Origin of the sequence: Aerococcus sanguinicola, from assembly GCF_008726925.1 — a bacterium.
Taxonomy (GTDB): domain Bacteria; phylum Bacillota; class Bacilli; order Lactobacillales; family Aerococcaceae; genus Aerococcus.
The window spans coordinates 82,700-105,853 of sequence record NZ_VYWO01000002.1 but is presented as its reverse complement, the minus strand read 5'-3'; the positions used below and the strand labels follow the sequence as shown (position 1 = coordinate 105,853).

The 23,154-nt window shown below is 48.8% G+C and carries 20 protein-coding genes; 5 read left to right on the top strand and 15 right to left on the bottom strand.

The genetic code is table 11. The features are described 5' to 3' along the window. Positions 1–74 precede the first annotated feature (74 nt). Positions 75–782 carry an ABC transporter ATP-binding protein gene (locus tag F6I03_RS04820; RefSeq protein WP_168160454.1) on the bottom strand — a complete coding sequence of 236 codons (708 nt, stop codon included), beginning with the start codon at positions 780–782 and terminating at the stop codon, positions 75–77. A gap of 39 nt (positions 783–821) precedes the next feature. Beyond that, the gene (locus F6I03_RS04815) at positions 822–2,156 is read right to left on the bottom strand and encodes an ABC transporter transmembrane domain-containing protein (protein WP_083290482.1); all 1,335 of its coding nucleotides are present in this window, start codon (positions 2,154–2,156) and stop codon (positions 822–824) included. A gap of 817 nt (positions 2,157–2,973) precedes the next feature. Between F6I03_RS04815 and F6I03_RS09750 the strand changes: the two genes are divergently transcribed. Both F6I03_RS09750 and F6I03_RS04805 read left to right on the top strand, forming a co-directional pair. Continuing rightward, positions 2,974–3,825 (top strand): GHKL domain-containing protein, encoded by an 852-nt coding sequence (locus F6I03_RS09750; protein ID WP_070430216.1) that lies wholly within the window; start codon positions 2,974–2,976, stop codon positions 3,823–3,825. A gap of 16 nt (positions 3,826–3,841) precedes the next feature. Beyond that, entirely contained in the window at positions 3,842–4,597 is a 756-nt protein-coding gene (locus F6I03_RS04805; RefSeq protein WP_070430217.1) for a LytR/AlgR family response regulator transcription factor, read from the top strand. A 191-nt stretch (positions 4,598–4,788) separates the two neighbouring features. On the opposite strand, the gene F6I03_RS04800 is transcribed toward F6I03_RS04805, so the two are convergent. Next, positions 4,789–5,730, bottom strand: a complete 942-nt coding sequence (locus F6I03_RS04800) for a 2-keto-3-deoxygluconate permease (protein ID WP_070430218.1) — start codon at positions 5,728–5,730, stop codon at positions 4,789–4,791. Positions 5,731–6,007: 277 nt separating this feature from the next. Here F6I03_RS04800 and metE point away from each other — a divergent pair, with 277 nt between their 5' ends. Together metE and metF are read left to right on the top strand one after the other, a co-directional pair. After that, entirely contained in the window at positions 6,008–8,287 is a 2,280-nt protein-coding gene (gene metE, locus F6I03_RS04795) for a 5-methyltetrahydropteroyltriglutamate--homocysteine S-methyltransferase (protein WP_070430219.1), read from the top strand. Further along, positions 8,265–9,119, top strand: coding sequence for a methylenetetrahydrofolate reductase [NAD(P)H] (metF, locus tag F6I03_RS04790; RefSeq protein WP_070430220.1), 855 nt, complete (start codon positions 8,265–8,267; stop codon positions 9,117–9,119). The genes metE and metF overlap by 23 nt, the downstream gene beginning before the upstream one ends. Before the next feature lie 511 nt (positions 9,120–9,630). Here the strand turns inward: metF and purB are convergent. The 12 genes from purB to purE are packed head-to-tail and all read right to left on the bottom strand — an operon-like array spanning position 9,631 to position 22,362. After that, positions 9,631–10,923, bottom strand: a complete 1,293-nt coding sequence (gene purB, locus F6I03_RS04785; RefSeq protein WP_150983076.1) for an adenylosuccinate lyase — start codon at positions 10,921–10,923, stop codon at positions 9,631–9,633. Then, positions 10,920–12,206, bottom strand: coding sequence for a phosphoribosylamine--glycine ligase (purD, locus tag F6I03_RS04780; RefSeq protein ID WP_070431524.1), 1,287 nt, complete (start codon positions 12,204–12,206; stop codon positions 10,920–10,922). The genes purB and purD overlap by 4 nt, the downstream gene beginning before the upstream one ends. A 9-nt stretch (positions 12,207–12,215) precedes the next feature. After that, positions 12,216–13,769, bottom strand: coding sequence for a bifunctional phosphoribosylaminoimidazolecarboxamide formyltransferase/IMP cyclohydrolase (gene purH, locus F6I03_RS04775; protein ID WP_070431525.1), 1,554 nt, complete (start codon positions 13,767–13,769; stop codon positions 12,216–12,218). Beyond that, complete coding sequence (purN, locus tag F6I03_RS04770; RefSeq protein WP_070431526.1) at positions 13,750–14,334, bottom strand: phosphoribosylglycinamide formyltransferase; 585 nt, start codon at positions 14,332–14,334, stop codon at positions 13,750–13,752. Before purN ends, purH begins: the two co-directional genes overlap by 20 nt. A 10-nt stretch (positions 14,335–14,344) precedes the next feature. After that, a complete protein-coding gene (gene purM, locus F6I03_RS04765) occupies positions 14,345–15,382 on the bottom strand; it encodes a phosphoribosylformylglycinamidine cyclo-ligase (RefSeq protein WP_070431527.1) in 1,038 nt (345 codons plus the stop codon). After that, positions 15,375–16,838 (bottom strand): amidophosphoribosyltransferase, encoded by a 1,464-nt coding sequence (purF, locus tag F6I03_RS04760; RefSeq protein WP_224788495.1) that lies wholly within the window; start codon positions 16,836–16,838, stop codon positions 15,375–15,377. The genes purM and purF overlap by 8 nt, the downstream gene beginning before the upstream one ends. Before the next feature lie 17 nt (positions 16,839–16,855). Then, positions 16,856–19,084: a phosphoribosylformylglycinamidine synthase subunit PurL gene (gene purL / locus F6I03_RS04755; protein WP_070431528.1), complete on the bottom strand. Its 2,229-nt coding sequence runs from the start codon at positions 19,082–19,084 to the stop codon at positions 16,856–16,858. After that, positions 19,084–19,767 carry a phosphoribosylformylglycinamidine synthase subunit PurQ gene (gene purQ, locus F6I03_RS04750; protein WP_070431529.1) on the bottom strand — a complete coding sequence of 228 codons (684 nt, stop codon included), beginning with the start codon at positions 19,765–19,767 and terminating at the stop codon, positions 19,084–19,086. The genes purL and purQ overlap by 1 nt, the downstream gene beginning before the upstream one ends. A gap of 2 nt (positions 19,768–19,769) precedes the next feature. Beyond that, positions 19,770–20,015, bottom strand: coding sequence for a phosphoribosylformylglycinamidine synthase subunit PurS (gene purS / locus F6I03_RS04745; protein ID WP_070431530.1), 246 nt, complete (start codon positions 20,013–20,015; stop codon positions 19,770–19,772). 18 nt (positions 20,016–20,033) lie between these two features. Then, on the bottom strand, positions 20,034–20,753 hold the full coding sequence (purC, locus tag F6I03_RS04740; protein ID WP_070431531.1) for a phosphoribosylaminoimidazolesuccinocarboxamide synthase: 720 nt from the start codon (positions 20,751–20,753) through the stop codon (positions 20,034–20,036). Positions 20,754–20,756: 3 nt separating this feature from the next. Next, positions 20,757–21,893: a 5-(carboxyamino)imidazole ribonucleotide synthase gene (purK, locus tag F6I03_RS04735; RefSeq protein ID WP_070431532.1), complete on the bottom strand. Its 1,137-nt coding sequence runs from the start codon at positions 21,891–21,893 to the stop codon at positions 20,757–20,759. Further along, positions 21,877–22,362: a 5-(carboxyamino)imidazole ribonucleotide mutase gene (gene purE / locus F6I03_RS04730; RefSeq protein ID WP_070431535.1), complete on the bottom strand. Its 486-nt coding sequence runs from the start codon at positions 22,360–22,362 to the stop codon at positions 21,877–21,879. Before purE ends, purK begins: the two co-directional genes overlap by 17 nt. Before the next feature lie 259 nt (positions 22,363–22,621). Here purE and F6I03_RS04725 point away from each other — a divergent pair, with 259 nt between their 5' ends. Then, positions 22,622–22,957, top strand: a complete 336-nt coding sequence (locus tag F6I03_RS04725) for a hypothetical protein (RefSeq protein WP_070431533.1) — start codon at positions 22,622–22,624, stop codon at positions 22,955–22,957. The last annotated feature ends 197 nt before the right edge of the window (positions 22,958–23,154 follow it).

Sequence of the window (23,154 nt, the reverse complement as noted above, 5' to 3'; positions counted from 1 at the left end):
ACGTACATATGCAACAAACTAATTCGCATCACTCCTTTCAATGTTATCAATCTCTTAATAAATCGTTCTTGTTATCAATGATTAACCACAATTTTTCCCTTAGACATTTCAATAAGTTGGTCGCATTGATCTACGATAGGTAGATGGTGCCCAATAAAGAGGTAAGTCTCTTCATGTTTTAATAGATGATTTAAGATAGTTATTTCTGATTTTGGGTCTAGGGCACTTGTCGCTTCATCTAAAATATAAATATCACTTCTTCGCAATAAAGCTCGGGCTAGCGCCAAACGTTGCTTCTGACCACCAGATAAATTAGCTCCAGCTTCTTCAATGAATGTCTGCAATCCCTGGGGAGATGTATTGATATAATCAATAAGACAAACTTCCTCAAGTACATCCATGAGCTCTTGATTACTTACCTCACGATCTATACCATAAATTAGATTGTCGTAAATCGTTCCACTGATAACGAAGGCATCTTGAGGGACATAGCTTATGTGATGACGCAAGTGACTGAGTCCCAATGTTGTAATTGGTTTGTCGCCAAAATAAATATTTCCTTCATCAGTGTTATAGAAACCTACTAGAATTTTAGCTAGTGTAGATTTGCCTGATCCGCTTTCACCTAAAAGTGCTACTTTTTGTCCATAAGGTATTTCGAGATTAATTTCTTTTAAACAACGTACATTTAAATCATAAGAGAAGTTAAGATCCCTTACCTTTATGTTATCTTTCAAATGCTTTACTTCATTGGCATCTTGCTGAATTTCTTCCTCAAGCAATTGCACCTCGCTTAGGCGTTCATTGGCAACTTGAGCCGCTTATACTTTAACTTGAAGATTAATAATATTCTTTAATGGTTCTGTGAAATAAATAACTAAGGCATGGAAACTTACCAATTGACCTAAGCTAATCTTTCCTTCTAATACTAAGTAAGAACCAAGCCATAGACTTACTACCTGATTAACAAAATTAATCAAATCTTTCAAAACATCTTGATCATTCTCCAATCTTTGAGCTTTCACAGATTTATTCATATAATTCTTGAAACTTTCCCTGACATTAGCTATCGCATTTTCTTCGTTCACAAGAGCTTTGATAGTTTCAATGCCAGTTAGAGACTGGATAATTTCTGCATTTAATTTCGAAGCAGCTGCCATTTCCTCTTCCTTTGCTTGATCAAATTTTAGATAATATTTATAAATAACCCAAGCATAGAAAGGTAAAGTAAGAAAAGTAAGTGCAAAAAGAGTTGGATGGAATATGAAAAGTACTACGCTAATACAAAACACTGTTAATATATCGAGAATTAAGGTCAAGCTAAGACTTGCTAGAGCATCAATAATTCGATTAGCATCTAAGAAACGAGACATAATATCTCCCACTTGACGAGTTTCAAAGAATTTTAGAGGTAGCTTAAATACATGGTCTAAGTAATCTAAGAGTAAGTCACTACTTAAATTTTGCCCAAAGCGAATAAGCAAATTTTGCCTCAGCCAAGTAAAAGCAACATTGGCGACGAATACCGCTAACAAACTTAGCGAGACAATCATTAGTAAACCATAGTTATCTCGGGGAATGAGATCATCAATCAGCACTTGGAAGTAAAATGAAGCCAAAATACTCAACAAAGTAATTAAAGCTGAATATAAAGTAATTGCTAAAATGATTGTCCAACGCTGCTTTAAAAGTGGCAAAAAACGATGTAAAGAGGATGGTTCCTCATAGACTTTCTGATAGGAAGAATTAGGTTCAGGTAATAGTAGAATCCGAGTCCATATCCTTCCAAAAGTCTCAATGGATTCTTTTCGTTTACCACTTGCTGGATCTGCAATTAATAATTGACCATCTTCTACACCGTAAACCACCACATAATGTAGAACGCTATTCTCTAACATGACATGGGCAATGGCAGGATAAACTATCTCACTATCTGTCCATACTTCATCTATTGCTTCTACTGCCAAGCAATCAAATCCTAAATTTTCTAAACAGCATTTTAATCCGTAAGCTGTCGTGCCATCTCTTTGACTACCTGACATGTGCCTTAGACGGAAAAAGGATAAACGACTGCCATAGTGCTTAAGAATCATGGCTAAACAGGCTATGCCACAATCTTTTTGTTCATGTTGCTTGATCCATTTAAACTGACTCAATATATCACCTCCTAGTCGTTAATATCACTCTATCATCAAAATAAAAAAATGGTTAAATTCATCCTGTTCTGTCATTTTTTCGTCACGTTTGGTAACTATGCCTCTCAAATGATGAAATACACATGTATGATTTATAATAATTTTTAAATTTTATTTGACTAAAATATAAAAATAAAATATTATATTAAAAAAATTAATTGAATAGGAGCGATTTTTATGCGTTATATTACTTTATCTAATAAGGATTTATTAAAGATTATTGGTGGTCGAGATTATATAAAAAATACTAAAACTCCCTTTCTTTCTTGCTTATTCAGCAAACTGAGAGACTGCTAGTAATAGTATTATGGAAGTTTCAACACGGATACTCACCATAGACTTAATTATTTATTCGTTTTTCTATATCTTAATACCTAGCTTAATACTCGGTAAGAACCAGTCAGTAATAAAGTTAATTTTGACTTCTCCTCTATTGATATTGGTTGACCTATTTATCAGCGCTTGGTCTCTCGATAGCTTTCACTCTCCCTTCTTCGCTTCCGTGGTTAGTATCACTTTACTTTACGGAAGTTTTAAGCGAACAGTTTCCTATCGCCTAAACCTCTTTAATTTCCTCTTAATTAATGATATTCTGGCTCGTCTAATCAGCTTATTAGCTCTCATTATTCCATTAAAACTCTTTCATTTAGATGCCCTACACACTTATCTTATTTCTTGGAGCTTAGAAACAATCCTCGTTATATTATTTTATTTATTATTGAGGAAAACTAGAAAGCAGCTTCTAGAGGTCAAAGATTCATGCTTTGCTTCTAGAACCATGTCGACTCTATTGATTTCCTTGATTATCCTCTTCAGCTTTATTTCTTATCTCTTCAGTAATGAATCGATTAATTATTCTCTCCTCCTTTTAGTCTTATTGCTTTTCATGAGCTTTCAATTCTTTTCTGGCGCTTCAATTACTTACATCTATTCCCAAAAAAAAATTATTGAACAAGAAAAGCAGGCAAAGGCTGTACGGGCAGAAGATCTAGCTATCTACTTAGATCGCCTAGACAAGAACTATCTGACGATTCGCAAAATTCGACATGACCTCAATGATCTTTTGGCCCTCTCTCAACTCATGGTGAAGGATGGGAACTTGGAGCATGTGTCAACCTACTTAGATAATTTAGCTGCATATATTCAAGAAGAAATGCCTCAAGACTCACATTTCAACTTTGTTAACCTCAAACAAATTGAAGTCATGGACTTGCGCTATCTCTTGATGGCTAAGTTAATGGAATGGGAGAAGGAAGGGATTTCTTACCAATTTGAGTGCCTACGTCCTATCCAGGACCTCCCCATAGCTACACTTGATTTCTTGCGTTGCCTCTCTATTCTAATCAATAATGCGAATGAAGCCGTTACAATTGACAAGTCGTTAAAAACTAAGCCCATTACCCTACTCCTCGTCAAAAGTGATTGGGGACTCTGCCTAAAAGTTACAAATCCCAGCTCAGCAGTCAATATTGAAGAAGCTAAACAGATAGGACATTCAACTAAAGCGGGACATAATGGACTCGGCTTAGCTAACCTAAAGGATATTGTCGACAAGTACCCAAATGCCTGGCTAAACCTCAGCTATATCGACCAACAGTTCTGTGCTGAACTTTATATCAGGAATCCATAGAAAGAAGGCCTGTCTCATGCATCCTGTCTATCTGCTCGAAGATAATCCAAACCATCGTAAAGACATCCAAGCTATCTTAGAGGACTATATCCTCTTCCATGATGACCAGTTCTACTTGGCTAATACGAGTTCAGTCCCCAAAAATATCTTAGCTTTAATTCAAGACAAGCCTCGCCAAACTGGACTCTATTTCTTAGATATCGAAATTAAGGGAGAGGCTTCTGGATTGGAACTAGCCGATCAAATTAAGCATTTCGACCCTTCTGGACGAATTGTCTTCATCACTTCGCATCCTAGTTATGCCCCGCTGACACTAGCTCACTACCTCGAGCCCTTGGCCTATATCCCTAAGCAAGATAGCGAGAGGCTCAGACAAGAGATTTTTACCTGCTTTAATCTTTTCTATCAACGACTTTATCCCGACCACACTAGTTCTAACCAATCAAACCTCTATATTAAATCTGGTCCCAAAACTTACCAGCTAGCTCTTGCTGATATTTGCTCCATCCAAACCACCAGAACGCCCCATATTATTGAGTTTTCTACCCTCACCCAGAGCATCCAAAGTTATGCCGCTCTCAAAGATTTCGAGGACTTAGAGGATTTCTTCAAACTCTCTCGGTCTATTTTAGTCAATCTCAACCAAATTGACCAAGTTGATTCTCGGAAACGCCAGGTCAAACTATTCAATGGTCAATCACTTTCTTTCGCACGAAACCGCCGCGTAGATCTTCAAACTTCCTGGACGAGCCACAAGGAAACTAAGAAGTGAAAAAATAGGATCTTATTTTTCTAAAATTAAAACCAGCAAATTTATCCCTAAAAGAAAGAGATAGCTTTACTGGTTTTTTACTTGATTGTCTATACCATAATAAACTTCTCCTAATAGGCAACAGAAATTTCCTAGATTGGTCAAGTAAAATCCGTCACAAGCCATTTCGAATGGTGTGACGGATTTTCTTCTTACTTATTATCTTTTTGCTGGAGGTGCTTGTACCAACGTTCGGTGAGGATAGGACTGATAAAGCTGAGGATAACCACCGATGCGAGAATCTGGGAGACGGCGGCAGTTTGATAGTCTAAGAGTTGGGGATAGCTACTCGCCAGGACTACAGGAACGGAGGTCGACAAGCCCGCCACATTGAGCATGGCCAAGCCAGCTGTCCCATCGTTATCTAGGACGAGGTAGTCAACGATGGAGAGAGGTAACATGAAGATGACTACAACTAAGGTTAAGAGAATACCAGTCGGTCCCGCCTTAATCGCTTCTAGGACATTGGTTCCCTGGCCAATCGACCAGCCCAACCAAGGGATCAGGACATTGAGGCCCGGGCCAAAGAGGTCAGCAAATTGCTTATCGATATTGCCCAGGATGATGCCTAAGAGCATGGGCAGGAGGGTCGACAGGACCGGCATCCAGTCGAAGCCCCCACTGGAGTAGACCATCCCGAAGATAATCATGGGAAAGAGAGGGATACAGAAGAGGCTGGTTAGGCCAAAAGCGTAGGGGTCATCCGCATTGCCATATTCCTCGCTGATGGAGAGATAGATTGCTGGATTAATACTCAAAAGAGCTGTCGTTACAGCAACAGCCGGCATCCCCCAGATGCCGCCTTCCCCAAAGAAGCGTAAATAGGCAAGGGTCACCAGGAAGGCAATTCCTAATTTGACTAAGAAGAGGACACCCTGGCGCTTAAGGACCCGGGTTAGACGCTTGAGGTCGATCCCTACCCCTGAACAGAAGCAGAGCAAACCAATGATAAAGCCCTGACCTTCACCAGCTAGGAGGGATTGACTAATTCCCCCAATCTTAAAGAGATTGGGCCACAGGGTATATAGAACCATAGAGATAAACATCGGGACGAGGAAAGTTCCTGCCGGTATTTTTTTGATTTTTTCTAACATAGGCGCTCCTTTTAGCGATTGATGAGAAGGACTCGAGCTCCCCCTCGGCTCGTACATTGTCAGCTCTATTTTATCAAAAAATGGCTTTCTTCTGAAATGATAAGACCAATCGATTTTCATTTATTTTGGATCCAGACTCTCAATCTTTATCCATAGCGATTGCCTATTCTTCTTGATTCAAAGTGCGTATTACCGCCCCTAAGCCCTCCTCTGCTATACTTAAGCCATTCAAAAATGTACTTCCTTAAAAATTAAGAACAGCAAAGGAGCGCGTCTTATGCAAACTTCCATTATCGGCTACCCGCGTATCGGGGCCTCACGCGAACTCAAATTCCAAACTGAAAAATACTTCCGCCATGAAATCACGGAGGCCGACCTCCAAGAGACGGCCCGTCAACTCCGCCAAGCTCACTGGCTCAAGCAGCAGGCAAGCGGGCTAGACTTCATCCCTTCCAATGACTTCTCCTTCTATGACCACTTCCTAGATACGGCGGTCCTCTTCAACATCGTGCCCAAGCGCTACCGGGACCTCCAGCTCACTGAACTGGATACTTATTTCGCCCAGGCCCGGGGCTACCAGGGCGAAGCGGGGGATGTCAAGGCCCTGGCCATGAAGAAGTGGTTCAATACCAACTACCACTACATGGTTGCTGAAATTGAAGATGATACAGCCATCGAACTCGCTAGCAGCCGGATTCTCGACCATTACCGGGAAGCTAGGGCCCTAGGAATTGAGACCCAACCTAGCCTCATCGGTCCCTTCACCCTGCTCAAGAAGCTCCGCTACCTCGGTCAGAAGACCGCCCAAGACTTCAAGGAAGCCCTCAGCCAAGCCTATAGTGACCTCCTCCAAGCCTTGGCAGCAGAGGGTGTCGCCTGGGTCCAGCTCGATGAGCCTGACTTGGTCTACGACCTCAGCGCGGAAGACGTCCAACTCTTCCTTGACCTCTACCAAGCTATCCTGCCGCACAAAGCTTCTGTCAAGGTCCTCCTCCAGACTTACTTTGGGGATGTCCGCGATATCTACCAAGAGCTCGTGGCCCTCGACTTTGACGGGATTGGCCTGGACTTCCTGGAAGGCCGGAAGAGCCTGGACCTGGTGGAAGCATATGGTTTCCCAACAGACAAGCTTCTCTTCGCCGGCCTGGTCAACGGCAAGAACATTTGGCGCAACCACTATGCCAAGACCCTATCCTTAATTGAGCGCTTAGAAGCTCAGGGCATCGCCTTAGTTTTAAATACATCCTGCTCCCTCCTCCATGTGCCTTATCGTTTGGCCCCAGAGGAAAAATTAAAGGCTGACTACAAGGCCCACTTCGCCTTCGCCGAGGAGAAATTAGAAGAACTCCAAGAACTCAAACACCTAGCTGGTGGCGAAGGGGCGGATGCGCCAAGCTACCAAGCCAACCAGGCCCTCTTTGCCCACCGACCCGATGCCAATGATCCGAGAGTCCAGAAACGGGTCCAAGCAATCACGGAGGAGCTTTTTACCCGACGGCCGGCTTTTGCAGAGCGGGAGGCCTTACAGAAGGAAAGCTTCCAACTCCCCCTACTGCCGACAACAACGATTGGCTCCTTCCCCCAAACCAAAGAAGTGAAGAAGAATCGGTCCGACTTCAAGAAGGGCTTGATTGACCAAGCTAGATACGAGGCCTTCAACCGTCAAGCCATCAAAGACTGCCTCGACCGCCAAGAAGCAATTGGTCTCGATGTCCTGGTCCATGGCGAATTCGAGCGTAATGATATGGTGGAATACTTCGGAGAAAGACTCCAAGGCTATCTCTTCACCCAATACGCCTGGGTCCAGTCATATGGGACCCGCTGTGTGAAACCTCCGATTATCTGGGGAGATGTCTCCCGACCCCAAGCCATGACGGTTCCTTGGTCGACTTATGCCCAGGATCAAACAGACCACCTGGTTAAGGGCATGTTAACGGGGCCGGTGACTATCCTTAACTGGTCCTTCCCGCGTGAAGACATCTCCATTAAGACCTCCACCTACCAGATTGCCCTGGCCATCCGTGATGAAGTTCTCGACCTAGAAGCTAATGGTATCCGCATCATCCAGATTGATGAGGCTGCCTTGCGCGAGAAGCTTCCCCTCCGCCAGTCCGACTGGTACAGCCAATACCTCGACTGGGCTATTCCAGCCTTCCGCCTGGTCCACAGCGGGGTTCAGCCGACCACCCAGATCCACACCCACATGTGCTACAGCGAGTTTACCGACATTATTCCCGCCATCGACCAGATGGATGCCGACGTGATCAGTTTTGAAGCCTCCCGGTCCGACCTGGAGATTCTCGATAGCCTAAACGCCCAGCACTTCCAAACCGAGGTTGGTCCCGGCGTTTATGACATCCATTCACCCCGCGTCCCTTCCATCGATGAAATCACAAGCACCATTAGAAAGATCTTGGACAAGGTCGCCATTGAGAAAGTCTGGATCAACCCCGATTGCGGGCTAAAGACTCGCGCTTGGGAAGAAACCACGGCCTCCCTCAAGCACCTGGTCCAAGCTACAGAGGAAATCCGCCATGAAAACGAAAGAACTTTTTAAAGAAAAAACGGTCTTCTCCTACGAAGTCTTCCCACCTAAGAAGAGCTCAGGCCCACAAACTATCTATAAGACCCTAGAAGAACTCAAAAGCCTCTCCCCTGACTGTATCAGCGTCACATATGGCGCTGGGGGTGGGGCCAACAAGGAAGAAAGCTTCAAGATTGCCCAAACGATTAAGAGCTATGGTATTGAAAGCATTGCCCACCTGCCCTGTATTGGGATGACCAAGGCCGAGCTGGAAGAGAAATTAGACGAACTCAAGGCCCTCCAAGTCGAGAACATCCTAGCCCTGCGCGGAGACCTGCCCAGTGAGGACTACCAGCCAGGTGACTTCAGCTATGCCTCCGACATGGTCCGCTTCATCAAGGACAAGGGCGACTTCAATGTCGTTGCTGCCTGCTATCCCGAAGGCCATGTCGACTGCAAGGACAAGGTCCAAGATATCAAACACCTCAAAACCAAGGTGGATGCCGGGGTTGACCAGCTCATCACCCAGCTCTTCCTCGATAACCAGGACTTCTACGCCTTCCGTGAGCGCTGTGAACTCGCTGATATCAACGTCCCCATTGAAGCTGGCATCATGCCTGTCGTTAATAAGCGGCAGATTGAACGGATGACCAGCCTCTGCGGGGTCAAACTCCCCGACAAGTTCGTCAAGATGATGGACCGCTACCAAGACAAGCCCGTCGCCATGCGCGACGCCGGCATTGCCTATGCCGTCAACCAGATCGTCGACCTGATCAGCCAAGGCGTCGACGGCATCCACCTCTATACCATGAACAACCCCTATATTGCCAAGAAGATCCACGAAGCTGTTCATAACCTCCTGTAAAAAGTCCCATATCAACGCTCCAGTCCTGCCAAACAATAACTGTCATAGAAATTGCTAGTCACCTCTATTTAAAAGTATAATACCAAGAAGCAAAGCGCCAGTTCCTCTGACCCCTTCAGGTCGTGAGGGACTAGCGCTTTTGCTTTAAATATCTTTGCCGAATTTTTTGAAAATAAATTTCAAGACAAAGGAGAAACAGCAGTAAATCATAAAGAAGCTTAAAAACTTCTCCCAGTGACTCGTCAGCTGGAAATAATCCACGACGAGACCATTAGCCATAAGCGTACAAAAGATTACGATAAAAAAGAAGACAAAGTACATAAGCTAACTCCCCTCTCCAGATACAATCTAAGGCTATCTCTAGCTTAGCAAAATAATACGCTTACAAGCAAGTAAGTCTGACTTTAACTGCTGCCTCGTCAGTCAAGGCCTATGAAGTGAGGTATAAGAAAATAACCTAGCAGGCCGACCTGCTAGGCTTTTTTGCATAGATATTTTCCAGTTCCTTCTATTATATAGCTAAACGATCGAAAATCTCATCGACCCGTTGGAGGTGGTAGTGGTAGTCGAAGGCGTCGTCGATTTCTTCTGGGCTGAGTAAATCAGTAATTTGTTCGTTGCCCTCAACCAGCTCGCGGAAGTCGCGTTGGTCGTCCCAGGACTGAGCAGTCAGAGGTTGGACCAAATCATAGGCCGCTTCCCGCGACAAACCTTGGTCGACCAGCTTCAAAAGCAGGCGTTGGCTATAAATTAGACCATGGGTAGCCTGCATGTTCCGCAACATGTTGTCGGGGAAGACAGTCAGGTCTTCAATGATCTTGCCGAAACGGCGGATCATATAGTTAACCAAAATCGTCGTATCTGGCAAAATAATCTGCTCCGCGCTGGAATGGGAGATATCCCGTTCGTGCCAGAGGGACACATTCTCATAAGCGGTCACCACGTGGCCCCGGCAGACCCGGGCTAGACCCGTCACATTCTCACTGGAAATCGGATTGCGCTTGTGGGGCATGGCGCTAGAGCCTTTTTGGCCCTTGGCGAAGTATTCCTCCACTTCCCGGGTTTCCGACTTCTGCAAATGGCGGATTTCGGTGGCCATGTTTTCAATCGAGGTCGCAATCAGTGCCAAACAAGCAATATATTCCGCGTGGAGGTCGCGAGGGAGCACCTGGGTGGAGATTTCCTGGGCTCGGATGCCGAGGTGGTCGCAGACATAGGCTTCCACAGCCGTTGGAACATTGGCGAAGGTGCCGACTGCACCCGAAATCTTCCCAGCTTCTACGCCTTTCGCGGCATGGTCGAAGCGGTCAATTTGGCGTTTGATTTCCGAATAGTAGCGGGCTAGCTTCAGCCCAAATGTTGTGGGTTCAGCGTGAACGCCATGAGTCCGGCCCATGCAGACGGTATGCTTATATTTCTGGGCCTTCTTCTTCAAGATCTCTAAGAACCAGTTTAAATCTTCCCGGATAATGTCATTGGCTTGTTTGAGCTGGTAGCCTTGGGCCGTATCCACCACATCCGTTGATGTCAGCCCATAGTGGACCCACTTGCGCTCTTGGCCGAGGGATTCAGACACACAGCGGGTGAAGGCGACCACATCGTGGCGGGTTTGGGCTTCAATTTCTAAGATGCGGTCCACATCGAAGTGGGCCTTTTCACGAATCTTTTGGGCATCTTCTTTAGGGATTTCGCCCAGTTCAGCCCAGGCTTCGGCTGCTAGGATTTCAACTTCTAGCCAGCACTGGTAGCGGTTCTCATCGGACCAGACTTGGGCCATTTCGGGACGGGTATAGCGTGGAATCATGAAATCTTTTCCTCCTTAGGGCGAGTGATTGCTTGGCTGCCAATGTCGTGGCGGTAGAAGGTCTGAGGGATAGCTTCTTGGTCGAGATAGGCATAGACGCGCTGAGCTGCTTGGGCCAGGTCATCCCCCTGGGCCACTGCCATAAGGATACGACCGCCCTGGGCAGTCAAGTGACCTGACAGCTCACCCACGCCTGCATAGACCAAGGAGATGTCAGCCGGACATCTTTGAACCAGAGGGCTTAGGTCCATCCCCTTAACATAGGGATTAGGATAGCCTTCTGCAGCTAGAACAACCCCGAGGCTGGGGCGGTCCTCTTTCAAGGTCACTTGGGCAGGCTGGCCATCCAGGAGCTGGCTAATGGTATCCGCGAAGTCATCCGCCAATAGTGGCATGAGGATTTGGGTCTCGGGATCGCCGAAGCGGGTGTTAAATTCAATCACCTTGGGACCAGCCGCTGTCAACATGAGACCGGTATAGAGTACCCCACTATAGGGATGGCCAGCCGCTTCCATGGCGCGGAGCGTGGGCTCGACAATGGTCGTTACCACTTCCTGATAAAGCGCCTCATCAACAAAGGAAACCGGGGCATAAGCTCCCATGCCCCCTGTATTTGGGCCACGGTCCTGGTCATAGGCCCGCTTATGGTCTTGGGCTGTAGGGAGGTGGAGGACTTGACCGTCATGGACCAAGCTAAAGAAAGAAAATTCGGGACCGGTTAAATACTCTTCAACCACCACCTGGGACTGGGCGCCATAACGCTTGTCCGCCAACATATCAGCTAGGGCAGCTTCAGCCTCGTCTAGGTTTTGGGCAATCACGACGCCCTTACCGGCTGCTGGACCGTCCGCTTTGACTACTAGCGGGAAGCTTGCCGTCCGGACATAGGCCTGGGCCGCCGCCAAGTCTTCGAAAGACCGGTAGTCAGCTGTAGGAATGCCATGCTTCAATAAGATTTCCTTGGCAAATTTTTTGGAGGATTCCAAACGAGCAGCGGCCTGAGTCGGGCCGAAGATCTTCTGACCAGCAGCTCGGAAGCGGTCAACAATCCCTAAAAAGAGCGGCTGTTCAGGCCCTACAAAAGTCCAATCAATCCCTCTGGCTTGGGCCCAGTCGAGAAGCTCATCCAGCTGGTCAACGGCTAGGGGCACCTGGTCAATTCCATCCGCTTTCATGCCAGGATTGCCTGGCGCACAATACACTTGACTAACATTAGGGCTCTGCTTAAATTTACGGGCTAGGGCGTGCTCACGGCCGCCCCCACCAATCACTAATACTTTCATGCCAACCTCCTAGTGTCTAAAATGCCGGCGTCCGGTCTTAAGCATGGGAATCCCAGCCGCATCGGTCACTGCAATGGAATCGTCATCGTGAATGGACCCCGAGGGCTGAACAATCGCTTGGATGCCATGGGCCACCGCATATTCTGCCGTATCAGCCATGGGCAGATAGGCATCACTGGCTAGGACCATATGCGACTGGTCCACATCATGGGAATTGGCTAGGGCTTGTTGGATGGCCAACTCGCAGGCCCCCACCCGGTTCATCTGGCCAGCACCAATTCCTAGGCTCTGAACGGCATTCGCTACCACAATAGCATTGGACTTAACATGCTTGACCAACTTCCAAGCCAGTTCCAGGGCAGGGTCTTGGCGGTTATCGGCAGGCACTTGCCCCATAGCCGGCCAGTCGCTTGCTCGGACTGCCTGGGGAATGTCTTGGTCTTGGACCAGGAGTCCTCCCATCACGGACACATACTCCTTGGCTGGAGCCGGTGCTTGGTCGAAGTGGTCGAGGGCTAAGAGACGGAGCTTCTTCTTAGCTGACAATATCTCTAAGGCTTCCGCGTCAAAAGAAGGAGCGATCACAATTTCTAAGAAAATCGGCCTGAGCGCTTCAGCTAGCTCCTGGGTCACCGGCCGGTTGACGGCCACAATGCCCCCATAGATGGACTGGGAATCCGCTTCATAACAGCGTTGGAAAGCCAATTCGATGGTCTCAGCCTGGCCTAAGCCACAAGGATTCATGTGCTTGACCGCAAGAGCAGTCGGTTCTTGGAATTCAGCAAGGATTCTTAAGGCCGCGTCCGCATCTTTAATATTATTGTAGGAAAGTTCTTTTCCTTGGAGCTGTTGGGCTTGGACCAGGCTATAGGCTGGGGCTAGGGGGTCTTGGTAGAAGGCAGCTGCCTGGTGGCTATTCTCCCCATAGCGAAGCTCTTGTTTGAGGTCATAAGTCAGGGTCAATTTTTCAACTTCTTCCTCTCCAACATAGGCTGTCAGATACTGGGCAATCAAGGCATCGTACTGGGCGGTCTGACGGAAGACCTTGGCTGCGAGTTGGGCCCTTAAGTCTAGGCTCGTTTGACCGTTAGTTTCTAGTTCAGCCCGGACCCGACCATAGTCAGCAGGATCTGTGAGGACCGTTACAGACTGGTAGTTCTTGGCTGCACTCCGCAACATAGAAGGCCCGCCGATATCAATATTTTCAATCAGGTCCGCATGGCTCGGATGGGCTTGGACCAATGTCTCCTTGAAGGGGTAGAGGTTGACGACCACATAGTCAATCGCTTCAATCCCATAGTCGGCCAAGGCTTGGCGATGGCTGGCCTGGTCGCGTCGGGCTAGTAGTCCCCCATGAATCTTAGGATGGAGGGTCTTGACCCGGCCATCCAGAATTTCGGGAAAACCTGTGACTTCTTCGACAGCAATTGCAGGCACGCCCGCCTCGGCGAGGACTTGGAGGGTCCCCCCGGTCGACATGATCTCAATCCCCTGGTCCGCTAAAAACTTAGCAAAGTCAACAATTCCAGTCTTATTGGACACACTAATTAAGGCTCTTGGCATCTTCTCTTCCTTTCAATTGACGAATAACAGCGGGGTAGACTTGGTGTTCTAATTGATGGATTCGCTCTTCCAGCTGGGCCAGGCTTTCCCCTGCTTCAATGGGCAAATGGACTTGTGCAATGATCTCTCCACTATCGATTCCAGCATCCACATAATGGACGGTTACCCCCGTCTCCTCCACTCCTGCTTGGTAGGCATCACGAATGCCATGACGCCCGGGAAAAGCAGGAAGGAGGGAAGGATGAATATTAATAATAGCTTGGGGGTAGGCTTGGACTAAGGGGGCATGGAGAACCCGCATATAGCCTGCTAGAATGATCCAATCGATGGCCTCTTCCTGGCAGAGCTTAAGGAGGGCCTCCTCATAGCCCTGGCGGTTGGCAAAGTCTTCGGGACTAAAGTGATAGGTCTTAATTCCAAATGGCTCGGCTCGGTCGAGTACATGGGCTCCGGCTTGGTCCGAGAAGAGAAAGACTAGGTCAATCCCCTCCTGGCCATCTGAGAAGGCTTGGGCCAGGGCTTGAAAGTTCGACCCATTACCGGATGCAAATACAGCACAGCGCATGGTATCCTCCTTAACGAATTTGAATCTTATGGTCTGAGTCTTCAACCACCCGGCCAATAACATAAGCAGCTTCTCCCGCTGCCTCTAAGTCAGCGAGGACAAGTTCGAGATCGTCAGCCGCAACAGCAGCGACCATCCCAATTCCCATATTGAAGATTTCATACAGGTCCTCTTCAGGAATTTGACCATAATGGGCCAAGGCCTTGAAGATAGCTAAGACAGGCCAGGTCCCGCGATCAATCTGGGCACAGAGGCCCTCAGGCAACATGCGGGGAATGTTCTCAATGAAGCCGCCCCCTGTAATATGGGCTAGCCCATGGATCTTACCCGCTTGAAGGAGGGGAAGGAGGGAAGCCACATAGATCCGCGTGGGCTTCAGCAATTCTTCCCCTAGACTGGCTGCTTCCGGCACTAAATCAAGGGGTTCATCGAGGGCAAAGTCATGGTCTTTGAAGAAGACCTTGCGCACCAAGGAATAGCCATTGGAATGGAGCCCCGAAGAGGCTAAACCAACTAGGATATCCCCAGCTTTGACTGCTTTCTTCTGGATAAGGGCTTGTCGGTCGGCAATCCCCACCGCAAAGCCTGCCAGGTCGAAGTCATTGCCCGTGTACATGTCCGGCATCTCTGCTGTTTCACCCCCGATTAGGGCAGCGCCAGCTTCTTGGCAACCTGTACAGACGCCTTTGACGATGGCTTCAATTATAGCCGGGTCATTCTTGGCCACCGCCAGATAGTCTAAGAAATACAAGGGTTCTGCCCCCTGAGCGAGGATGTCATTGACACACATGGCCACACAATCGATCCCAATTTGGTCGTAAACTTGGCTTTGGATGGCTAAGAGAAGCTTGGTTCCCACCCCATCTGTTCCTGAAACAAGGACCGGATCTTGGTAGTCAAATGCCTTCAATGAGAAGGCAGCGCCAAAGCCCCCTAAGTCACTGAGTACTTCTGGACGACGGGTTTTTTCAACGTGTTTGCTCATGCGACGGACGGCTTCATAGCCTGCGGTCACATCGACACCAGCTTGGCTGTAGGCATTATCCATGCTTTTCCTCCTCTTCTGCTAAAGCTTGATGGTATTCTTCGGCATAGTCGTAGAGACCTGTTGGATAGTCCCCATTAAAGTAGGCCATGCAGAGGCCTCCGTACGGCGCATCAGTCGCTAAGCCGATCCCTTCCATGAGTCCTTCTTCACTGAGAAAGGCCAGGGAATCTGCTCCAATCAAGTCACACATCTCATCAATCGTATGGTTGGCGGCGATTAGCTCTCGGGTCGTTGAAATATCAATCCCATAAAAGCAGGGATACTTGAGGGGCGGGCAGGCGATCCGCACATGGACTTCCCTAGCCCCAGCTTCCCGCAAGAGGCTGACAATCCGCTTAGAGGTCGTGCCTCGGACAATCGAATCATCCACCATAACCACCCGCTTGCCCTCTAGAAGCTTGCGGACAGCGGATAACTTCATGCGGACCCCTCGCTCCCGCTCTTCCTGGCTGGGCTGGATGAAGGTACGCCCCACATATTGGTTCTTAACCAAGGCCATTTCATTGGGCAAGTGGGCCGCTTCCGCATAACCGCTAGCCGCTGACAAGGAAGAATTCGGAACCCCGACCACGAAGTCTGCCTCAGGAGCAGGGGCTTCCTGGGCTAGGCAGGCGCCACATTGTTTGCGGGCGGTATGGACGTTAATATCATGGATGGTGGAATCAGGCCGGGCAAAGTAAATATATTCCATGGAACAAATGGCTTGTTGGCGGTCTTCCGTATAATACTGCCGGTGGATACCCTGGCTGTTAATAACCACCAGTTCACCCGCCTGCACATCGAAGAGAGCCTTGGCGCCAATCTGGTCGAGGGCACAGGACTCACTAGCCATGGCATAGGAGCCATCAGCCAATTGCCCGACTACAAGCGGGCGGAAACCATTAGGATCGCAGGCGCCAACCAGACCTTGGCTGGTTAACAAGATATAGGTAAAGCCCCCCTTGATCTGCTTCAAGGCTGCCTTCACCCGGTCGATAAAGTTTGCTTCTTGGCTGTGGCGGATCAAGTGCATGAGGACCTCACTATCCGAAGTCGACCGGAAGATGGCCCCCTTATTCTCCAAGTCACGGCGGAGAGACCGGCCATTGACTAGGTTGCCATTGTGGGCCAAGGCCATATCCCCTTCTTCAAAATGAAAGAGGAAGGGCTGGATATTGTGGAGGGAGTGCTCCCCCGAAGTCGCATAGCGGACATGACCCAAGGCAGCCTGACCTTGGAGGTAGTCAAACTGGTCCATGGACTTGAAGATTTCACTCACCAAACCCAGGCCACGGATATCCTTCATCCGACCATTGCCTTCAAGGGCTGTAATGCCTGCCCCCTCCTGGCCCCGGTGTTGGAGGGCCATCAGCCCATAGAAGACTAAGCGGGCAGCTAGCTGATGGTTCCAAATTCCGATCAAGCCACACTCTTCATGGGGGAGGTCATAAGTCGCTTCATCAATATAGGTTGACAGGTAGTCCCCTTCAGAAATTATTTGCTCTTGGCATTCAGTTGACACGTTAAGGCCCCTTCCCATAATGCTTGTAAATCTGCCACATCAGCTTGGATCTCGCCATCCTCTGCCCGCAAGCGGTAGCTGGCATCAGCAGTGACTTGACCAATCAAATGAAAATGATGGCCGAAGTCTGCCTCGAAGGCGGCTTGCTGGTCTGGATGGACAGAAACAATAAAGCGCGACTGGTTCTCACTAAAGACTTGACGGATTGGCCCCGCAAAAGTAGCCTCAAGGCCTAGGCCCGTCTTAAAGGCGGACTCAGCGAGTGCTACCGCCAGCCCCCCTTCACTTAAATCATGAGCTGAAGCCAGGTAGCCTGCTTGGATAGCTTGGAGGACGGCTGCTTGGTTGGCCGCTTCTTGGTCCAGGTCAAAGTCAAAGAGTTGACCAGAGATTTGGCCGGTTTCTAAGTATTGGAGTTCTGAACCATTGAAGGCATCATCCGTTTCACCAATGCTATAGATCAAGTCGCCTGCTGCCTTGAAGGCTTGGGTGGTCACTTCAGACAGGTCGCGGATCAAGCCCACCATCCCAATCATAGGGGTGGGGTAGATGGCCTGGCCATTGCTCTCGTTGTTCAAGGAAACATTGCCTGAAATGACCGGCGTATTGAGCTGGCGGCAGGCTTTGGCAATGCCTGCTGCTGACTGGGCCAATTCGTAGAAGATTTCTGGATCTTCTGGGTTCCCATAGTTCAAGCAGTCGGTGATAGCAAGGGGTTGGCCCCCACTAGCGACAATATTCCGGGCGGCTTCGCTAACTGCGATCTGGCCCCCACGTTCAGGGTCCAAGTAGATATAGCGGGCATTGCAGTCAGTGGTTATAGCCAGGGCTTTTTGCGTGCCGCGAATACGGAGGACCGCCGCATCCGTTCCTGGCCCTTCTACGGTAGACGTCCGGACCATGGTGTCATAAGTTTCGTAGACAGACCGCTTAGAAGCAATACTTCCCTGCTGGAGGAGGGCTTCCAAGGTCGCCTTAGCATCGGTAAATTGGGGCTGGTATTGCTTGGTCTCAGCTTGGGCTAAGCGCTGGGGCAAGCGTTGTTCTCTCTGATATTCAGGAGCCGCTTCCGCCAGGGCATCTACTGGGACATTAGCCACTTCTTGCCCCTGGTGGAAGAGCCGGTAGCGGCCATCATCCGTTACCTCGCCAATCTTCACGGCATGGAGCTTGTACTTATTGAAGATGGCTTGGATCTTAGCCTCCTTCCCCTTCTTCACGCAGAGGAGCATCCGTTCTTGGGATTCAGACAGCATCATTTCATAAGGCGTCATGCCGGTTTCACGCTGGGGCACTTGGTCTAAGTTAAGACGTAAGCCTGTCCCTGCCTTGGAGGCCATCTCAGAACTGGAGGAGACAAGACCAGCCGCTCCCATGTCTTGGATACCAACTAATTCTTCCTGGCAGGTCTGGATAACTTCTAAGCAGGCTTCTAATAGGAGCTTCTCCATAAAGGGATCGCCCACTTGGACAGCTGACCGCTGACTGTCATGGTCATCGCTGAATTCTGCACTGGCGAAAGTCGCCCCATGGATCCCATCCCGGCCGGTCTTAGCGCCGACATAGAGAATGGTATTGCCGACACCCGCTGCCCGGCCCTTTTGGATATCTTTTTGGTCCATGAGCCCCACACACATGACATTGACGAGGGGATTGCCGCGGTAGCAATTATCGAAGGCAATCTCGCCCCCCACTGTAGGAATGCCGATACAGTTGCCGTAACCCGCAATCCCATTGATGACTTCCTGGTAGATATACTTGGTACGGGCATCATCCAATTCGCCAAAACGAAGGGAGTCCAAGACTGCAATGGGCCGTGCCCCCATGCTGAAGATGTCGCGGATAATCCCACCCACTCCAGTCGCAGCCCCTTCATAGGGTTCCACCGCTGAGGGATGGTTGTGGCTTTCTGCCTTAAAGACCACGGCTTGACCATCCCCAATATCCACAATCCCCGCGCCTTCGCCCGGGCCCTGGAGAACTTGGGTCCCTTCTGAAGGAAAGCTTCGTAAGATAGGCTTGGTATTCTTATAGGAACAGTGCTCACTCCACATCACGGAGAAGAGGCCGGTTTCCGTATAATTGGGCAGGCGCCCGAGGATATCATCGCGAATATGGGCATACTCTTCGTCGGTCAGGCCCCATTCCTGGTAGATCTTTTCTTCTTGGATTGCTTCTGCTGTTAATTCTTGATTAGCCATTAAGCTTGCCCTCCTAAGTTCTTATGGTAGTCGCGCATGGATTCAAAGACCCGCAAACCATCGATACCGCCAATGAGTGCTTCCACTGCCCGTTCGGGGTGGGGCATAAGGCCGATCACATTGCCCGCCTCATTACAAATCCCTGCAATATTAGCCGTTGAACCATTGGGATTTTCCCCCGCATAAGTGAAAACAATTTGTTGCTTAGCCTTCAAGTCAGCTAGGGTCGCTTCATCGCAATAATAATTCCCTTCACCATGGGCGATAGGCAGCTGGATAGTCTCACCAGCCTGGTAGCGGCTTGTAAAAGCCGTGTGATGATTTTCAACCTTGAGCGCTTGTTGCTTGCAGACAAAGTGCAGATCGCGGTTGCGCAAGAAGGCACCGGGTAAGAGACCCGCCTCACAGAGGATCTGGAAACCATTGCAGGTCCCTAAGACGAGCTTACCTGAAGCCGCAAAGTCTTTGAGAGCCGTCATAATAGGAGCAAAACCTGCAATCGCTCCTGAGCGGAGGTAGTCCCCAAAGGAGAAGCCTCCCGGTAGCATCACAGCATCATAGCCGCTAAGGTCATCAGCGTCTGAGGAAACAAATTCTACCGATTCCCCTAGGCTATCACGAATAGCATGGAACATGTCCTCATCACAATTCGACCCAGGAAATTGAATCACAGCAAAGTTCATGCCTAACCCTCCTTAATGGTGTAGCGGTAAGCTTCCATGGTGACATTGGCCAAGAGTTTGTCGCAGATTGCTTCAACTGTGGCTTGGACATCTGCGACATCCTTGGCGATTTCAAGCTCAAAGTATTTGCCCTGGCGGACACTTTCGACTTCTGGATAGCCCATCTGGTGGACGGCTTGCTGGATGGCTTTACCTTGAGGGTCTAAGATCGATTCCTTATAACTTACAAAAATTTCAACTTGATACATCATGGTCCTCCTTGTGGTCTAGGCTTGGGTAAGGGCTTCGAGTCGGCTGAGCACCGCTTCATAGAAGGGAATGATATCCCCTTCATCGTTGCGGAAAATATCTTTATCGAAAGAGGCTTTGGTCTCGACGTCCCAGAGGCGGGCATTGTCGGGAGAGAATTCATCTGCCAAAACAATCTCGCCTGCTGCTGTGCGACCAAATTCCAATTTAAAATCAACGAGGATCAGTCCGGCTTGCTTGAACAAGTCAACTAAGAGCGTATTGATCCGACGGGTTAGCGCCTTGATCTCCTGGAGTTCTGCTTCCGTTGCCGCTTGAAGGAAGCGGATATCGTCGTCATTGATGAAGGGGTCATTCAAGGCATCTGCCTTATAGAAGAATTCCAAGACCCCATCTTCAATGGGCGTCCCCTTCTCCACGCCGAGGCGCTTGACGAAGCTCCCTGCCGCATAGTTGCGGAAGACAACTTCTAGGGGAAACATCTGAGCTTCCTTAACCAATTCTTCACGTGCATTCAAGACTTCGACGAGATGGGTAGGGATCCCTGCCTCGGCTAAATAAGTAAAAATGAGCTGGTTGATGGCTTGGTTGAGGACGCCCTTACCTGGAATTTCTTCCTTCTTGGCTCCATTGCCTGCTGTGGCTTGGTTCTTGTAAACCATCTTGAGAATGCCTGGTTGGTCCGTCCGGTAGAGGTCCTTGGCCTTGCCTGTATAAATTAAGTTCTGATCCGTCATGCTTTAGCCTCGCTTCCAAATTTGCGTCTTTTTTATTTCTTTTAAGCTTTGGTCCATATTATCGGTTAAGAGGGTCACATGGCCCATCTTGCGATTCACTTTGGCTTCCGCCTTGCCATAGAGGTGGGGGTGCCAGTGACTAGATGGGACCAAATTTTCCTTGAAGGCAGCTAGGTCCTGTCCGAGCACATTGACCATTAAAGCAGGCTGGAGTAGCCGGGGATGGGGCAGCCTCCAATTACAAATAGCCCGGATATGGAGGTCGAACTGGGAGAAATCACAGGCTTCCATCGTATAATGGCCGCTATTGTGTGGCCGGGGAGCCAGTTCATTGATCACAAGGTCACCATCAGCCCCCAAGAACATCTCAATCCCTAGCGTCCCCACCAAGTGTCCAGCTTGGGCAATCTGCCGGGCGACCTGGTCCGCCTTAGCTTGGAGGTCCGATCTAATTCGAGCGGGTACGATGGATTCAAAGAGGATATTGTCGCAGTGAATATTCTCCGCGACAGGGAAGGTCACAATCTCCCCTTCTGGATTACCCACTGCCATCACCGACAATTCCTTAGCGAAGGCCAGCCATTGTTCCAAGACACAGACCTGGTCATTTAACAGGTCAGCGGCCTGAGCCTGGTCTTCCGCACTATGGAGAACGACTTGTCCCTTGCCGTCATAGCCAAAGCGGGTCGTTTTCAAAACGGCTGGATAGCCCAATTGATCGAGCCCTGCTTGTAAGTCCGCTAGACTTTCCACCCGCCGGTAAGGGGCGACTTTAACCCCTGCCCGCTCGAGAAAAGCCTTCTCAGTTAAACGGTTCTGGGTCTGCGCTAATAGGGTAGTTCCCTGGGGCAGGTAGACCCGATCAGCTAGGGCGTCCAAAGCTTGGGTATCAATATTTTCGAATTCAAAGGTCAAGACATCGCAGGCATCCGCAAAGGCAGCTAGCGCTTCTCGGTCATCATAGGCCTTCTGGTAGTGAAAGTCCGACACCTGGGCAGCTGAACAATTAGCCCCTGGATCGAGAATCCCTACCCGAAAGCCCATGGCCTTAGCTGACTGGGCCAGCATCTGACCCAGCTGGCCGCCGCCGATAATCCCAATGGTCTGTCCTGGCAGAATGGTCTTAATCAAGCTGGTCACCACTTTCTTCGGCCGCTTGGCGCATGGCCTGACGGTAGCTCGCTAGACCATCTACGAGGTCAGGATCCTGGAGACTGAGGATCTGAACGGCTAAGAGCCCCGCATTCTTAGCCCCCGATGTCCCAATGGCAGTGGTTGCCACAGGGACGCCTCCCGGCATTTGTACGATGGATAAGAGGGAATCTAATCCACTCAAAGCCCGGGACTGGACGGGAACACCGATTACTGGCAGGGTCGTCTTAGCAGCAAGCATCCCTGGTAGGTGGGCTGCTCCGCCTGCGCCTGCAATTATCACTTGGATGCCCCGCCCCCGGGCAGATTCGCTAAAGACGAACATTTCATCCGGCATCCGGTGGGCCGAAATCACCCGTTTCTCATACGAAATATTAAATGTGTCCAAAAGCTGACAGGCTTCCCGCATGGTCTCCCAATCTGACTTTGAACCCATAATCACTGCAACATCAGCCATTTCCATAACCCCTTTCCTTTTTCCCTAATACTATAACACAAGAAAAGGTCAAATAACATATATTATTTTAATTATTTTTTATAATTGTTCGTGTTTTTGAATATAAACGAATGTTTTAAGCTTTTATATTTTTATATATCAGTTAAATCCGAATAATCCTCCGAGGGCCCTGGAAGGGCTAATTTTGAGACGAGTTGACTTCTGTTTGGTATTTATTAATAAGAAGAATATAATATAATGCAGAAAGAAGATGGCGAAAATGAAAAATAAATCCTTCGACCCCGCAGAGGACAGCGAAGCATGTTTTAAATTAATTTCTGAGCTTTATAATGCTCCAGACATTATTTTTCCTGCGCAGACAAGAGAGAAGCTCTTGGAAGCCGCAAGGTTGATCGAGGAAGACCAAGACATAGACCAGGCCCTTGCCTTAAGCTACCAGGCTCTCAAAAAATTTTCTGCCAAGGAGCGACTGACGATTCCTGAGCTTAAGGCGCTGACCGATTTTGTCCAATCTGCCTTTTATAAGCACCAGGGAAAAGAATTGTGGAATTTCTATACCGTTTACGGCGCTATGACAGGTCCCTTTATTTTCTAAGTTCCTTGGGCAAACCACACTCCCAAGCCTGAATTGTGGGTTCACACAGCCCAAGTCACAGTTAAAGCCTCCGTGTGTGGCTTCGAAGTCACCAAGCCACACACCAATCCCTTAAGTGTGGCTTCCGTCCTAGATAAAAGAGAACACCCCAGTAAGATCAAAGCAATCTTACTGGGGTGTTCTCTTTCTAATCGATA

Coding starts and splice junctions, on each gene's coding strand:
- purM (WP_070431527.1), bottom strand. CDS start 15,382: ATGGATAATGCCTACAGCCAAGCTGGTGTCGATGTGACCGCAGGCTAT.
- purH (WP_070431525.1), bottom strand. CDS start 13,769: ATGCCAAGAGCCTTAATTAGTGTGTCCAATAAGACTGGAATTGTTGAC.
- F6I03_RS04725 (WP_070431533.1), top strand. CDS start 22,622: ATGAAAAATAAATCCTTCGACCCCGCAGAGGACAGCGAAGCATGTTTT.
- purE (WP_070431535.1), bottom strand. CDS start 22,362: ATGGCTGATGTTGCAGTGATTATGGGTTCAAAGTCAGATTGGGAGACC.
- metF (WP_070430220.1), top strand. CDS start 8,265: ATGAAAACGAAAGAACTTTTTAAAGAAAAAACGGTCTTCTCCTACGAA.
- purL (WP_070431528.1), bottom strand. CDS start 19,084: ATGGCTAATCAAGAATTAACAGCAGAAGCAATCCAAGAAGAAAAGATC.
- purC (WP_070431531.1), bottom strand. CDS start 20,753: ATGACGGATCAGAACTTAATTTATACAGGCAAGGCCAAGGACCTCTAC.
- purN (WP_070431526.1), bottom strand. CDS start 14,334: ATGCGCTGTGCTGTATTTGCATCCGGTAATGGGTCGAACTTTCAAGCC.
- metE (WP_070430219.1), top strand. CDS start 6,008: ATGCAAACTTCCATTATCGGCTACCCGCGTATCGGGGCCTCACGCGAA.
- purS (WP_070431530.1), bottom strand. CDS start 20,015: ATGTATCAAGTTGAAATTTTTGTAAGTTATAAGGAATCGATCTTAGAC.
- F6I03_RS04800 (WP_070430218.1), bottom strand. CDS start 5,730: ATGTTAGAAAAAATCAAAAAAATACCGGCAGGAACTTTCCTCGTCCCG.
- purD (WP_070431524.1), bottom strand. CDS start 12,206: ATGAAAGTATTAGTGATTGGTGGGGGCGGCCGTGAGCACGCCCTAGCC.
- F6I03_RS09750 (WP_070430216.1), top strand. CDS start 2,974: ATGTCGACTCTATTGATTTCCTTGATTATCCTCTTCAGCTTTATTTCT.
- F6I03_RS04805 (WP_070430217.1), top strand. CDS start 3,842: ATGCATCCTGTCTATCTGCTCGAAGATAATCCAAACCATCGTAAAGAC.
- purB (WP_150983076.1), bottom strand. CDS start 10,923: ATGATTCCACGCTATACCCGTCCCGAAATGGCCCAAGTCTGGTCCGAT.
- purQ (WP_070431529.1), bottom strand. CDS start 19,767: ATGAACTTTGCTGTGATTCAATTTCCTGGGTCGAATTGTGATGAGGAC.